Annotated in this window: 13 protein-coding genes and 1 pseudogene; 11 read left to right on the top strand and 3 right to left on the bottom strand. The window is 63.4% G+C overall.

Annotated elements, in window-relative coordinates; all coding sequences use genetic code 11:
• Positions 1-66: 66 nt before the first annotated feature.
• A complete protein-coding gene (locus tag J2X76_RS03240; protein WP_113130558.1) occupies positions 67-756 on the top strand; it encodes an HAD family hydrolase in 690 nt (229 codons plus the stop codon).
• Between the two features lie 24 nt (positions 757-780).
• Here the strand turns inward: J2X76_RS03240 and J2X76_RS03245 are convergent, their stop codons facing one another.
• The gene (locus J2X76_RS03245) at positions 781-1,350 is read right to left on the bottom strand and encodes a PilZ domain-containing protein (RefSeq protein WP_113130557.1); all 570 of its coding nucleotides are present in this window, start codon (positions 1,348-1,350) and stop codon (positions 781-783) included.
• 127 nt (positions 1,351-1,477) lie between these two features.
• Between J2X76_RS03245 and thrC the strand changes: the two genes are divergently transcribed.
• The 4 genes from thrC (at position 1,478) to J2X76_RS03265 (ending at position 7,761) form a co-directional block, all read left to right on the top strand.
• Positions 1,478-2,881 (top strand): threonine synthase, encoded by a 1,404-nt coding sequence (thrC, locus tag J2X76_RS03250; protein ID WP_310213095.1) that lies wholly within the window; start codon positions 1,478-1,480, stop codon positions 2,879-2,881.
• Positions 2,882-2,914: 33 nt separating this feature from the next.
• Complete coding sequence (locus J2X76_RS03255) at positions 2,915-4,210, top strand: pitrilysin family protein (protein ID WP_113130556.1); 1,296 nt, start codon at positions 2,915-2,917, stop codon at positions 4,208-4,210.
• 30 nt (positions 4,211-4,240) lie between these two features.
• Entirely contained in the window at positions 4,241-4,852 is a 612-nt protein-coding gene (locus J2X76_RS03260; protein WP_310213098.1) for a GNAT family protein, read from the top strand.
• Between the two features lie 71 nt (positions 4,853-4,923).
• Complete coding sequence (locus J2X76_RS03265; protein WP_405029998.1) at positions 4,924-7,761, top strand: EAL domain-containing protein; 2,838 nt, start codon at positions 4,924-4,926, stop codon at positions 7,759-7,761.
• Positions 7,762-7,986: 225 nt separating this feature from the next.
• Here the strand turns inward: J2X76_RS03265 and J2X76_RS03270 are convergent, their stop codons facing one another.
• The gene (locus J2X76_RS03270; protein ID WP_113283660.1) at positions 7,987-8,691 is read right to left on the bottom strand and encodes a helix-turn-helix domain-containing protein; all 705 of its coding nucleotides are present in this window, start codon (positions 8,689-8,691) and stop codon (positions 7,987-7,989) included.
• 297 nt (positions 8,692-8,988) lie between these two features.
• On the opposite strand from J2X76_RS03270, the gene J2X76_RS03275 reads away from it, so the two are divergent.
• The 6 genes and pseudogenes from J2X76_RS03275 (at position 8,989) to J2X76_RS03300 (ending at position 12,428) form a co-directional block, all read left to right on the top strand.
• The gene (locus J2X76_RS03275) at positions 8,989-9,312 is read left to right on the top strand and encodes a helix-turn-helix transcriptional regulator (RefSeq protein ID WP_113130611.1); all 324 of its coding nucleotides are present in this window, start codon (positions 8,989-8,991) and stop codon (positions 9,310-9,312) included.
• Positions 9,309-9,739, top strand: a pseudogene (locus J2X76_RS03280) (SRPBCC domain-containing protein). Before J2X76_RS03275 ends, J2X76_RS03280 begins: the two are co-directional and overlap by 4 nt.
• Positions 9,740-9,906: 167 nt before the next feature.
• Positions 9,907-10,122 carry a hypothetical protein gene (locus J2X76_RS03285; protein ID WP_113130551.1) on the top strand — a complete coding sequence of 72 codons (216 nt, stop codon included), beginning with the start codon at positions 9,907-9,909 and terminating at the stop codon, positions 10,120-10,122.
• 11 nt (positions 10,123-10,133) lie between these two features.
• Positions 10,134-10,604 carry a DUF1801 domain-containing protein gene (locus tag J2X76_RS03290; RefSeq protein ID WP_310213111.1) on the top strand — a complete coding sequence of 157 codons (471 nt, stop codon included), beginning with the start codon at positions 10,134-10,136 and terminating at the stop codon, positions 10,602-10,604.
• A gap of 15 nt (positions 10,605-10,619) precedes the next feature.
• A complete protein-coding gene (locus J2X76_RS03295) occupies positions 10,620-11,072 on the top strand; it encodes a DUF1801 domain-containing protein (protein ID WP_113283657.1) in 453 nt (150 codons plus the stop codon).
• A gap of 201 nt (positions 11,073-11,273) precedes the next feature.
• Positions 11,274-12,428 (top strand): acyl-CoA dehydrogenase family protein, encoded by a 1,155-nt coding sequence (locus J2X76_RS03300; RefSeq protein ID WP_310213115.1) that lies wholly within the window; start codon positions 11,274-11,276, stop codon positions 12,426-12,428.
• Positions 12,429-12,671: 243 nt separating this feature from the next.
• Here the strand turns inward: J2X76_RS03300 and J2X76_RS03305 are convergent, their stop codons facing one another.
• Complete coding sequence (locus J2X76_RS03305) at positions 12,672-13,739, bottom strand: putative zinc-binding metallopeptidase (protein ID WP_113130547.1); 1,068 nt, start codon at positions 13,737-13,739, stop codon at positions 12,672-12,674.
• Positions 13,740-13,813: the final 74 nt, after the last annotated feature.

Below are 13,813 nucleotides of genomic sequence, written 5' to 3' on the forward strand. Positions count from 1 at the left end.
GTTTGCGGTACCATCGTATAAAAGGCCGCCTCACCTTCCATACAGGCCCATAGAAGGCATTTCCTCATGAGCAGCTTCGACCTCATCATTTTCGATTGCGACGGCGTTCTCGTCGATTCAGAAATCATCGCAGCACAGGTGGAATCCCGGCTGCTGACGGAGGCGGGTTACCCGATCAGCGTCGAGGAAATGGGCGAGCGATTCGCCGGCATGACCTGGAAGAACATTCTTCTGGAGGTCGAGAAGGAAGCTAACATTCCGCTGTCGGCCTCGCTGATCGACAAGTCCGAGACGCTGCTCGACGCGCGGCTCGGGCGCGACGTTAAGATCATCGACGGGGTGAAATTCGCACTCGCAAGGCTGACGACGCAGCGCTGCATCTGCTCCAATTCGAGCAGCCACCGGATCGACATGATGCTCGAAAAGGTCGGCCTCAAGCCGTATTTCGCGCCGCACATCTATTCGGCCAAGGACCTCGGGCCGGATCGGGTGAAGCCGAAGCCGGACATCTTCCTGCACGCCGCCCAGCAGTTCAAAGTCCCGCCGGAGAAATGCCTGGTGATCGAGGACTCCACCCACGGCGTCCATGGCGCCAAGGCCGCGGGCATGCGCGTCGTCGGCTTTACCGGCGCATCCCACACCTATCCGAGCCATGCCGACCGGCTGACGGATGCGGGCGCCGAAACCGTGATCTCGCGGATGATGGACCTGCCGGCCGTCATCGCCGCGCTGGGCGAATGGGCCGGCGCGTTCTGAGAACCCCGACCGTTTCTTTCTAGATCACTTCCGGCGGACCGGCTTCTTTGCGGGGCCGGTGTCGAAGCCGAGGCGGACGCGGGTGAAGCGCGACGCGCCGCCCTGGGCGTTCGGGATCTGCACATCCGCCTTGTTGAAGATGAACTGGGTGCCGCCGGCCGGCATGTCGACCGGGAAGGCCACCTTCTGCGAATAGATGACGCTGTCGCCATCGACCACTTCGACGAGGATCGGCAGGGTGACCTTGCCGGGAACGCCGGCCGGGCCCTGCACGACGCGGCCCTGTGCGACGACATTGATGGTCAGCGTCGTTTCATTGGCGGTGCACTGGCGCGTCGCGTCGGCGAGCGAAGCCTGGTAGAGCAGCTTTTCCGGCTTGTTCTCCCCGCCGCGCGCATAGGCGCGATGGATCGCGGTCTGCTCCAGCATCACGACCGGCGGGCAGAAGGCCTGCACGACCGGGGTTACGGCCTGACCTGCGGGGGCCGCATTGGCGGTTGGGGTCAGTCCTTCGGTCGGCGCCGAGGAATTGCAGCCTGCGAGAACCGCAACGACCGATACCGCCAGCAAACTACGCGAAATCTTTGCAAACACCGTACTCAACCCTCTTCCATCGCAATTTCCGGGCAGACACCGAAGCGAACCGGACTGTTGTTTTCCGGTCTTTCACCGCCCATTTTCCTGGTCTATATCAGCGGCGCGAATAAAAATCGATTGGGGATTGACGGTCGTGGACTACATTTCTACCCGGGGCGAAGCCGCTCCGCTCGGATTTCGGGATGCGCTGATGGCGGGGCTTGCCCGCGACGGCGGCCTTTATGTGCCGCGCCAATGGCCCTCGCTCTCCAAAAAGGAAATTCGCGCGCTGCGCGGCAAGACCTATCAGGAAGTCGCCTTCGAGATCCTCAAGCACTTCGTCGGCGACGAAATCCCCGCCGACAAGCTGAAGGGCATGATCGCGGACGCCTATGCCACCTTCCGGCATCCGGCCGTCGTGCCGCTGGTGCAGACAGGGCCCAATGACTTTGTGCTCGAACTCTTCCACGGCACCACGCTCGCCTTCAAGGACGTGGCGATGCAGCTGCTCGCCCGGCTGATGGACTATGTGCTCGCCGAGCGCGGCGAACGCGCGACGATCGTCGGCGCGACTTCGGGCGATACCGGCGGGGCGGCGATCGACGCCTTTGCGGGGCGCCAGCGCACCGACATCTTCATCCTCTTCCCGCATGGCAAGGTCTCGTCCGTACAGCAGCGGCAGATGACGACGTCCACTGCCGCCAATGTGCATGCGCTTGCCGTGAAGGGCAATTTCGACGACTGCCAGAACCTCGTGAAAGAGATGTTCAACGACGTCGCCTTCCGCGACCGGGTCAGGCTTTCCGGCGTCAACTCGATCAACTGGGCGCGGATCATGGCGCAGGTGGTCTATTATTTCACCGCCGCCGTTTCGCTCGGCGGCCCGGACCGGAAGATCTCGTTTACGGTACCGACCGGCAATTTCGGCGATATCTTCGCGGGCTACGTGGCCAAGAAAATGGGCCTGCCGATCGACCGGCTGGTGATCGCCACCAATGACAACGACATCCTAGCCCGGACGCTGAAGACCGGGCGCTACGAGATGCGCGACGTCAAGGCGACCACCTCGCCATCGATGGACATCCAGATCTCGTCGAATTTCGAGCGGCTGCTGTTCGAGGCCTATGGCCGCGATGCCGGCTCGGTTCGCGCCGCCATGGCCGGGCTGAAACAGTCCGGCAGTTTCGAGATCAAGCCGGACGCGCTGAAAGCGATCCGCCGCGAATTCCGCGCCGGCCGGGCGACCGAGCGGCAGGTTGCCGCGACGATCCGCGAGACGCTTGCCGAAACCGGATACCTGCTCGACCCGCATACGGCGACCGGCGTTTTCGTCGCGAAAAAGAATGCAAAGCCGGCGAGCCCGATGGTGACGCTTGCCACCGCCCACCCGGCCAAATTTCCGGCCTCGGTAAAATCCGCTTGCGGAATTGATCCGGCGCTTCCATCATGGCTTGCTGATCTTATGCAAAGGGAGGAGCGCTTCGATATCTTGGAGCCTGAGCTTAAGTCCGTCGAAACTTTCATCGGCGAGCATGCCCGCGCTAAGTAATACAAGTATCGGCGGCGCCGGAAAGACGTAAAGATGAATGTAGAAATCACCCGGCTCGCCTCCGGGTTGACGGTCGTCACCGAAACCATGCCGCATCTGGAGAGCGTCGCGCTGGGTGTCTGGATCAAGTCCGGATCACGCAACGAGACCGAGGACGAACACGGGATCGCCCACCTCCTCGAGCACATGGCCTTCAAGGGCACCGCCCGCCGCAGCGCTCGCGACATCGCCGAGGAAATCGAGAATGTCGGCGGCGAGCTGAATGCTGCAACCTCGACCGAAACCACCTCCTATTACGCCCGCGTGCTCAAGGACCATGTGCCGCTCGCGGTCGATATCCTCGCCGACATCCTGACGGAATCGGCCTTCGACGAGGAAGAGCTGCGCCGCGAAAAGCACGTCATCCTGCAGGAGATCGGCGCCGCCAACGACACGCCCGACGACGTGGTGTTCGACAAGTTTTCCGAGGTCGCCTATCTCGGCCAGACGCTCGGCCGGCCGATCCTCGGCACGCCGGAAACGGTCAAGAGCTTCTCGCCGGGCCAGATCCGCAACTATCTTTCGCGCAATTACACGACGGACAGGATGTTCGTGGTCGCGGCCGGCGCCGTCGATCATGCGACCTTCGCCAAACAGGTGGAAGAGCGTTTCGCCAGCCTGCCGATGACGCCGAGCGCGCCTCCCGTGCTCGAAACCGCCCGCTATATCGGCGGCGACGTGCGCGAAACCCGCGACCTGATGGACGCGCAGGTCCTGCTCGGTTTCGAGGGCAAGGCCTATCACATGCGCGACTTCTACTGTTCGCAGATCCTTGCCAACATTCTCGGCGGCGGCATGTCGTCGCGCCTGTTCCAGGAAGTGCGCGAACATCGCGGTCTCTGCTATTCGGTCTATGCCTTCCACTGGGGTTTTTCCGATACCGGCATCTTCGGCATCCATGCGGCGACCGGCGGCAACGAGCTGCCGACGCTGGTGCCCGTCATCCTCGACGAGCTGCGCAAGTCTTCGGAAACCATTCACCAGCAGGAAATCGACCGCGCCCGCGCCCAGATCCGCGCCCAGCTGCTGATGGGCCAGGAAAGCCCGGCGGCGCGCGCCGGCCAGATCGCCCGCCAGATGATGCTCTACGGACGCCCGATCCCGAACCCGGAAATGATGGAACGGCTGGAAGGGATCACCACCGAGCGGCTCACCGATCTTGCCGGACGGCTGTTTTTCGATACAGTTCCAACATTGTCGGCGGTCGGCCCGATCGAACAGCTCGCGCCGCTCGGCGACATCACCGCGGCGCTCGCCTCGCCGGGGATCCAGTCGAAGAAGGCCGGTTAAACCGGCCGCCCTGCCCGGAGCAGCACTCGCATGACCAAGTCGGTGTTTCGGTTTCTGTCGCGACAGCCGGACACACCAGAGCTTTATGGCGAAAGCCACCTGCTCCGGCTTCCCCGCTATTCCGATTACAAGCAGTGGCAGCGGCTGCGCTCGGAAAGCCGCCCGTTCCTGCAGCCCTGGGAGCCGATCTGGCGGCCGGACGAACTGACCGAGGGATCGTTCCGCTCGCGCGTCGTCAGGAGCGGCCAGGAATATGCGTCCGGGCTTGCCGTACCGCTGCTTCTCTTTCGCCGGGACGATCAGGTCCTGCTCGGCGGCCTGACCATCGGCTATATCCGCCGGGGGGCGGCGCAGAGCTGCATGATCGGCTACTGGATGGGGGAAAAACATTCCGGCCAAGGCCATATGTTGGCCGCATTGAAGGTGGCTATCCCGTACATCTACAGCGGACTTCAGTTGCACCGGATCGAGGCAGCCTGTATTCCGGAGAACTGGAAAAGTGTACGGCTTCTGGAAAAGGCCGGCTTCGAGCAGGAAGGTCTTTTGCGCAAGTATCTCAAAATCAATGGCGAATGGCGCGACCACCTGATGTTTTCCCGGCTGCCGGAAGACGGTGAGTTCGGGAAGATGCTGAAGCCATGAGCGCCCGTTCCTTGCGTCCTGCGCCGTTGATCCGCCTCGTTCCGGCGATCATCGCCCTCCTTGTTGCCGCCATGTTCCTGACGGCGGCGCCGGGTGCGCACGCCGCAGAACCGGTCAAGATCTCGCGGGACGACACCGCGCTCGACCTGACGAGAACCACGGATATCTACGTCAACCAGGGCGAAGCCTTCCAGGTCTCGACCGCCGCCGCCGCGGACGGCATCCGTCGTCGCATCGAGGTGCGCGCCAGCTCGCCCGGCCACCAGGGCGACTGGGCGGTCTTCGCACTCTCCAACGTCTCGGAAGAACAGCTCGAACGGGTGATAGTCGCACCGCATTTCCGGCTCGCCAACTCGAAAATGTTCTGGCCGGATCTCGGCTCGCAGCGCATCATCTCGATCACGCCGTCGGAAGGGTTTGCGCTCGACCGCATCCCGAGCGCAGATGCCGATGTTTTCCGGATCACGCTGAACCCCGGCTCGACCATCACCTTCGTGGCGGAACTGGCGACGCCCTCGCTGCCGCAGATCTATCTCTGGCAGCCGGACGCCTACAAGGACACGGTCAACTCGTTCACCCTCTATCGCGGCATCGTGCTCGGCATTGCCGGTCTGCTGGCGGTGTTCCTGACCATTCTCTTCGTCGTCAAGGGTACCTCCATGCTGCCGGCGGCGGCGGCACTCGCCTGGGCGGTGCTCGCCTATATCTGCGTGGATTTCGGCTTCCTCGACAAGCTGATCACCATCACCTCGGGCGACCAGCGCATCTGGCGCGCGGCGGCGGAAGTGGCGCTCGCCTCCTCGCTCGTCATCTTCCTGTTCACCTATCTCAACCTCAACCGCTGGCATGTGCATCTGGGTTACGCGACGCTTGCCTGGGTGGTCGGCCTTGTGCTGCTGGGCGGCGTGGCGATCTACGACCCGTCGGTCGCGTCCGGCATCGCCCGTATCTCGTTTGCGCTGACCGGCACGGTCGGCATCCTTCTGATCATCTATCTCGGTTTCAACCGCTACGACCGGGCGATCCTGCTGGTGCCGACCTGGGCGCTGATCCTGGTCTGGCTGTTCGGCGGCTGGCTGACGGTGACCGGCAAACTCGACAACGACATCATCCAGCCGGCGCTGGGCGGCGGGCTGGTGCTGATCGTGCTTCTGATCGGCTTCACGGTCATGCAGCACGCCTTTGCCGGCGGGGCCTATCAGCAGGGCCTGTTTTCGGACCTCGAACGCCAGTCGCTGGCACTGACGGGCAGCGGCGATACAGTCTGGGACTGGGACGTGGCGCGCGACCGCGTCGTCACCACGCCCGACATCTCGGCCCGCCTCGGGCTTGATTCCGGCGCCATGCACGGGCCGGTGCGCAACTGGGTGCCACGCCTCCACCCCGACGACCGGGACCGCTTTCGCGCCACGCTGGACGTGCTTCTCGAACACCGCCGCGGCCGGCTGAACCACGAATTCCGCATCCGCGCCGAGGACGGGCATTTCCACTGGCTGCAGATCCGCGCCCGGCCGGTGCTCGGCTCGAACGGCGAAATCATCCGCTGCGTCGGGACGATCGTGGATGTGACCGAGCAGAAGAATTCCGTCGAACGGTTGCTGCAGGACGCGCTGCACGACAACCTGACGGGCCTGCCGAACCGCCAGGTCTTCCTCGACCGGCTGCAATCGGTGCTGACGCTCGCGCCTGGCGGCGACACCCTGCGGCCGACGGTGATGGCAATCGACATCGACCGCTACAAGCAGGTCAACGATTCACTCGGCATTGCGGCCGGCGACAATATCCTGATCGCGCTGACCCGGCGCCTGCGCCGTCTCTTGAAGCCGCAGGATACGCTGGCCCGGCTTGCCGGCGACCAGTTCGGCCTGATCCTGGTTTCGGAACGCGATCCGGCCAAGGTGGCGGATTTCGCCGACGCGGTCTCCAAGGCGATCATGGTGCCGATCAATTTCGCCAATCGCGAGATCATCCTGACGGCCTCGATCGGCCTGTCCTCCTGGGTCGACCAGCAGGAAAGTGCCTCCGGCATGCTGGCCGACGCGGAACTTGCCATGTACCGGGCGAAACGCGCCAGCGGCAACCGCGTCGAGCCTTTCCGCCCCGCCTTCCGGGCCGCCGGCGCCGACAAGCTGCAGATCGAGACCGATCTGCGCCGCGCCATCGAGCGCAAGGAACTGTTCCTCGCCTATCAGCCGATCATCAGCCTGAAGGATGGCGAGATCGCCGGTTTCGAGGCGCTGATGCGCTGGGACCACCCCAAGCGCGGCAGCATTCCCCCTTCGGAATTCATCCCGATCGCGGAGATGTCGGACCTGATCGGCCCGCTCGGCCTGTTCGCCATGGACCGCGCCGCGACCGACCTGATGATCTGGCAGCAGCAGACGGGCGACCTGCCGGTCTTCGTGTCGGTCAACCTGTCGAGCGCGCAATTGCTCAATGCCGACCTCTATAACGACGTGCGCGCGCTGTTGCAGAAGACCCAGGTCAATCCGGGTCAGCTGAAGCTCGAACTCACCGAGTCGCTGATGATGGAGAACCCGGAACAGGCGCGCCTGGTGCTCGCCAAGCTCAAAGAAACCGGCCTCAGCCTCGCGCTCGACGATTTCGGCACCGGTTATTCGTCGCTCGCCTACCTCACGCAGTTCCCGTTCGACACGATCAAGCTCGACAAGGCGCTGGTCCGCAACGCGACGGAAAAGCGTGCCGTGCTGCTCAGATCGGTGATCGCCATGGCCCGGGCGCTCGAAATGACGGTGGTGGCCGAAGGCGTGGAGACCGACGAGGATGCGGCCGAACTCGCCAAGATGGGCTGCCATTTCGGCCAGAGCTACCTGTTCGGCCCGCCCGCGCCGGCAGACGCGGTGCTGCGGCTGTTGAAGGAGCGGTTTCCGCTGACCAAGCGGGCGTAAGCCTCTACCGACGATGTATGGTGGGACGGCCGCTCCAGCCGATCTCCCCCCTTGAGGGGGAGATGCCCGGCAGGGCAGAGGGGGGTGTATCCGCACCACATCAACCTTGGACTTTGCCGCTCCGTCGCTACCCCCTCTGTCACTTTCGTGACATCTCCCCTCAAGGGGGGAGATCGTTGGGAGACAGCCGCACTCTCCAGGAGCTTTTCGATCACGAAGACGAGGTCACGCCGCCTTCCCCGTTCTCGGACGTTCCCGCGCAAACGGGCTCAAACCCAGCCATTGCTGCATCGAGCTTGCCATTTCCGGATCGCCGTCGAGTTCAAGCCGGCCGCTTGCCATCTCGGCCCGCACGGTTGCGAGACCCATCCAGATCGCCGTCATCGTCCTGAGCGACGAGGTCACGTAGAGGTCGATCTCGAAGCCCGGATCGGTCGAGCAGATATCGACCTCGCCGCCGTCGACGACCAGCCAGTAGCGTTGCTGGGCCGCCGGCCGTTCGGGATACTGGAACAGCACTGTGCAGCGCCGGGACGGCATCGGGGTCGGATCGAGATGGCGGCGCATGTCCCACATCAGCAGCGAGGGATCGAGCTTCTGAAGCGAATGCTGGGTCTCGACCCAGTGCTGGCCCCAGAAGCCGAGCGTCATCACCACCTCGCGCAGATCCTCGCCGGCAGGCGTCAGGTGGTATTCGGTCGCGCCGTCCTCTCCCCTTCGGTTTTCGACGATGCCCGCCTGGACCAGTTCCTTCAGCCGTTTCGAGAGCAGGGTCGGCGACATGCGCGGCACACCGCGCCTCAAGTCGTTGAAGCGGCAACTGCCGCAAAGGAGTTCCCGCAGGATGAGCGGCGTCCAGCGGGTGCAGAAAATCTCCGCCGCCATTGCAACCGGGCAGAACTGGCCATAGCTCGCGGTGACCTCCAACATCGCCAACCTCCTCAGTATGCCCCAGGTCAGGATAATCCCGTTCCGGAAGCGAACCAAGTCCGCTTTATGGACTACCGATTGCATGCCGCAGCGCCGGTCGGGACTGAAAGTATCGCGCCATCACCGGCGCCCCTGCGTGACCGGCACGTCCCGTCGAATACATAGCCATGTAACTATCATAAATCCGCAGCTCGGCGCCTTGGCCAAGTCAATCAAGCCAATTCCACTTCTCGCTTGACTTATTCATAGCTCCGTAGCTATACGTAAATCCATAGTCAACGAGGTATGGATCTCCAAGTGCCGGACGCTCACGACGTGCTCTTCAGAACACTCGCCGACCCAACCCGCCGGGCGCTCTTTGAGCGATTGTGCCGCGAAGGGGAAAAGACGGTCGGTGCCCTGACGGCTCAGGCCGGCGTTTCGCAACCGGTCGTCTCAAAACATCTCGGGCTGCTGAAGCAAGCCGGGCTGGTGCGCGACCGCCACGAGGGCCGACAGACCCATTACAGCGCCCAGCTCGGCGCGCTTGCCCCCCTGGTCGACTGGACGCGCGAGATGGCCGGGTTCTGGCAAAGCCGCTTCGACCAGCTCGAGGACCTGCTCAAGAGGATGGACCAATGAACGATAGCTCGACCGAAATCCGCACCGTCGTCGTCGAACGCGAGTTCCCCCATCCGCCGGAAAAGGTGTGGCGGGCGCTGACGCAGCAGCACCTTGTCGAGGATGGCTGATGAAGAACGATTTTCAGCCTGTCGTCGGCCACCGCTTCAATCTGCGCGGCGAATGGGGCGGCGTGCTGGATTGCGAGGTGCTGGCGGTGGATCTCCACGAAAGGCTCTCCTACAGCTGGAACCATGCGCATGACGATCCGGCCTATGATCTGAGGAGCGTCGTCACGCTGACGCTGACCCCGACGAGCGCGGGCACCCATCTGCGCATGGAGCAGTCGGGCTTCCGGCCGGATCAGAAGCTCGCCTTCAACGGCGCCCGCCACGGATGGCAGGGCTTCCTCGGCGCGCTGGAAACGGTTTTGGCACGTCAGGGCTGACGCGAGGCGGCACCGGCGGCGAATTCAGGACGCCGCAGCCGAAAACCGGTTCGATCATCGCCCGTTGGCGTACCGGCGGGCCAACGGGCGGCCGGAATGGTTTATCCGCCCCTCCCCGCGAGGAGGGGCGGACACATCGCAAATTCGTTCTAGAGGAGGAATTATCGTTGACCTGGAACATGTTGATCCGGCAGCTCCACCGCTGGCTGTCGATCGCCTTCACCTTGACCGTGATTGCCAATTTCGTCGCCATGGGCTTCGGCGAGCCACCCCCGTGGGTGGTCTATTCTCCCCTGCCGCCGCTCTTCCTGCTATTGTTCAGCGGCCTATATCTGTTTGCGCTGCCTTACGCCCGCCGCAGCGGGCAAGGCGTCCGCGGATAGGAGTGAAGCGAATGGCCGGCAGGACATCCAGAACCTCGGGAAAGGTTGTGCAGAGGGCAGCCGCAGGCCATGCCGAAGCGGAACCGGTGCTCCTGTCGGGCGGCAATCCGCAGATCGCCAAGGGTTATGGCAATGCGCCCGTGCAGGCCTATATCGCAGCCATGCCGGGCTGGAAAAGCGATGTCGGGCGCCGTCTCGACGCGCTCGTCACGCGCACCGTTCCTGACGTCTACAAGGCGGTCAAATGGAACTCGCCGCTCTACGGCATCGAAGGCGACGGCTGGTTCCTCGGCGTCCACTGCTTTGCCAGATACATCAAGCTCGCCTTCTTTCGCGGCGCTTCGCTCGACCCCGTCCCTCCCGGCGCGTCCAAGACGCCGCAGACGCGCTATTTCCATATCCACGAGGGCGACGAATTCGACGAAGCCCAGCTTGCCGACTGGATAAGGCAGGCGAGCCAATTGCCCGGCGAGAAAATGTAAACGGCGACCATCATCATGAAGAAAGCGACATCTGCCATGGAGACGACGAAAAGCGCTTCGAAGGACGGAGAAACCTCTCCCTCGCAGCTGATCGACGCGCGGATCAGGGAGCTCGGCGACTGGCGGGGCGAGACGCTCTCGCGGGTGCGCGCGCTCATCCGGCAGGCCGAGCCCGACGTGATCGAGGAGTGGAAATGGCGTGGGGTTCCCGTCTGGGAGCTTGCCGGCATCATCTGCACCGGAGAAACCTACAAGGCGGCCGTGAAGCTGACCTTTGCCAAGGGCGCCTCCCTTGAAGACCCTGCCGGTCTCTTCAACTCCAGCCTCGAGGGCAACACAAGGCGCGCCATCGATTTTCACGAGGGCGACAAGATCGATGAAGAGGCATTCAAGGCACTCATTCGCGCCGCCGCAGCATTAAATTCCACCCGGCCTGCAGGTTCGAAGAAGAAGCCGAAAAGCGCTTGAACATCTGGTTACGGAGACGGAGTACCGGCTTTTCCGGGCTCCTTTCCATGGCTCGCGGGCTGCCTGGCACGCCTGGCACTGCAGGGCCGACACCATTGACGATCCGGGCCGCAGGCCAGACCTAGTCCATTTCCTGTACTTGCGGCTATGCGTCCAGCGGCCAACAATCCGCCCATTCTCAACAGATGGGAGGAGAAAACCATGACGGCAGCAACCGAATTCAAGCCCGCTCACACGGTCCATTCCAATGCGATCGGCATCGCCAGATCGCTCGGACCGGTGTTTGCGGCACGCGCCGTGGAGGGCGGTGACGGCGATGCATTTGTCGCCGAGAACTACCGCGACCTGCGCCAGTCCGGCCTGGTCGAGGCCGGCGTTCCGGCCGATCTGGGCGGCGGCGGCGCGGAGGTTCGCGAACTCTGCGAGATGATCAGGGAGCTCGCGCATCATTGCGGATCGACCGCGCTCGCCTTTTCGATGCACACCCATCAGGTGGCGATCCCCGCCTGGCGCTGGACGCATCAGAAGGCGGCGCCGGTCATGCCGCTTCTCAAACGCGTGGCGGCAGAGCGGATCATCCTTCTGTCGAGCGGCGGCTCGGACTGGATCGAGGGGTCCGGCAAGGCCGAGAAGGTCGACGGCGGCTACCGGATCACCGGCCGCAAGATCTTCACCTCCGGTTCGCCGATGGGCGATCTCCTGATGACCGGCGCCGTCCTCGATGAACCGGACGGACCGAAGGTCTTGCATTTCGGCCTGCCGATGAAATCGCCGCATGTCAAAATTCTCGACACCTGGAAGGTGATGGGAATGCGCGGCACGGGATCCAATGACGTGATGATCGAGGGCCATGTGGTGCCGGAGGAGGCGGTGGCGCTGAAGCGCAACCAGGGCGAATGGCACATGCTCTTCCACATCATTTCGATGATCGCCTTCCCGCTGATCTACTCGGCCTATCTCGGGGTTGCGGAAAGTGCCCGCGACATCGCCATCGAGCTGGCCAAGCGGAAGGAGCCGGATGCGCATGTGATCGAGCTCGCCGGACGGATGGAGACCGAGCTTCGGGCGGCGCAATATGCCCATGCCGCCATGATCGCGGCGGCCGAGCGCGGCGAACCCTCGCCTGATACGACCAACGAGATCATGATCGGCCGTTCGCTGGTCGCCCGCCACGCGATTGCTGCCACCGAACTGGCCATGGAAACGGCGGGCGGCGCGGCGTTCTATCGCAATAACGGCCTCGAACGCCGGTTCCGCGACATCCAGGGCGCCCGCTACCACCCGATGAGGACCGGCCCTCAGGTCGAGTTTGCCGGCCGCACGGCGCTGGGTCTTAACACGCTCAGGATCTACTGAGGCCAAAACTAGAAGTAATCACGGGTAAAAACCTGTAAAATCCGCCGTTTGTCATGGGAAGAAGGCGAAAGCAGCGATTTCATCGCAAAACAGCACTTCCGAAAATATGAAAACGCATATTTCGAGTTGACGAAATCGTGATCTTACCTCCTAATTCCCAGGGGTTTCTGAATGCGCCCCACAAACTGCTTCCCGCCTTTCGATCCACCGAAAGGCGGGTTTTCTTTTTCCGGCGGAGGTTTTCTATCCGCGGTGGGCGTGGATCAGCCGGTGAATATATTCCAGCTTGACCATGACGGCCTGCGACAGGACGAAGGGATAGAGATCCGGCTGGCCCATCGAGCGATGGATGCTGTTGAGCGCCATGCTGAACGGGACCCACGCTGCGACGAGCTGTTCCGCATCCCGCGCCGCATAGGGATTGAACGCCACCTCCGCCGCCATTTCCGCATGGCCGCGCGGTTCGATCACCATGCCATAGGCGCGGGCGGTCTCCAGCGTGTCGACGATATGCAGATAATGGGCGAAGCATTCGGCAAAGTCTTCCCACGGGTGGGAGCTCGCATAGGTGCTGATGTAGAAGTCCTGCCAGTTGGGCGGCGGGCCCTGCTCGTAATTCCTCTGCAGCGCCGCGCCGTAGTCGGCGGTCTCGTCGCCGAAGACGGCGCGGAACTCGGCCAGCCGGCCGCCGTCGCGCACCAGCTTGTCCCAGACGTAGTGGCCGGTTTCGTGCCGAAAATGACCGAGCATGGTGCGATAGGGCTCGTTCATCGAGACCCGCACCTGTTCGCGGGTGACATCGTCGGCCTCGGCGGCGCGGATGGCGATCAGGCCTTCCTCATGACCGGTCATGGCCGGCACGACGGTGCCGTCGGGCTGTACCTCGTCGATGAGGAAGTCGAAGACGAGACCGCCCTGCGGATCCTCTTCGCGATTGGTGCGCGGCAGGTTCAACCGCAGCAGCGAATAGAAGAGATGCCGCTGGGCCTGGCTGATGCGCCGCCACTGGTTGAGGCCGACCTCGGTCGCGGCATCCGGCACCAGCCGGTTATGACGGCAGGCCGGGCAGAAGGGGTGCGGATCATCGGCGATCACCGTCCAGTTGCAGATATCCGGGCCGGCATTGGCGCAGAGCCTGACCCTGTGCTCCGGTCTTGCGATCAGATGCCAGGTACCGTCTGTCGAATCCTCCTCCAGCGCATGCATGGCGAGCATTTCCGGCACGAAAGCCAGCCGGTGGCCGCAGTTCACGCAGGAGCGGTTGTCGAAATGGATGGGTTGGCCGCAATGATCGCAGTCGTAGAGACGCATGGAGGTTCCGTCGGATCGAGTAAAGGCGGATGGGAACGAGGCGGATACAGAAAACCTGCTCCAGCCGGAGCCGG

This window comes from Neorhizobium sp. 2083 (assembly GCF_031455615.1).
Lineage (GTDB): Bacteria > Pseudomonadota > Alphaproteobacteria > Rhizobiales > Rhizobiaceae > Neorhizobium.

Excerpts from the sequence above, each read along its gene's own strand:
- J2X76_RS03290 (WP_310213111.1), top strand. The coding sequence starts at position 10,134 with ATGGCCGGCAGGACATCCAGAACCTCGGGAAAGGTTGTGCAGAGGGCA.
- J2X76_RS03255 (WP_113130556.1), top strand. The coding sequence starts at position 2,915 with ATGAATGTAGAAATCACCCGGCTCGCCTCCGGGTTGACGGTCGTCACC.
- J2X76_RS03300 (WP_310213115.1), top strand. The coding sequence starts at position 11,274 with ATGACGGCAGCAACCGAATTCAAGCCCGCTCACACGGTCCATTCCAAT.
- J2X76_RS03265 (WP_405029998.1), top strand. The coding sequence starts at position 4,924 with ATGTTCCTGACGGCGGCGCCGGGTGCGCACGCCGCAGAACCGGTCAAG.
- J2X76_RS03270 (WP_113283660.1), bottom strand. The coding sequence starts at position 8,691 with ATGTTGGAGGTCACCGCGAGCTATGGCCAGTTCTGCCCGGTTGCAATG.
- J2X76_RS03305 (WP_113130547.1), bottom strand. The coding sequence starts at position 13,739 with ATGCGTCTCTACGACTGCGATCATTGCGGCCAACCCATCCATTTCGAC.
- J2X76_RS03260 (WP_310213098.1), top strand. The coding sequence starts at position 4,241 with ATGACCAAGTCGGTGTTTCGGTTTCTGTCGCGACAGCCGGACACACCA.
- J2X76_RS03295 (WP_113283657.1), top strand. The coding sequence starts at position 10,620 with ATGAAGAAAGCGACATCTGCCATGGAGACGACGAAAAGCGCTTCGAAG.
- J2X76_RS03240 (WP_113130558.1), top strand. The coding sequence starts at position 67 with ATGAGCAGCTTCGACCTCATCATTTTCGATTGCGACGGCGTTCTCGTC.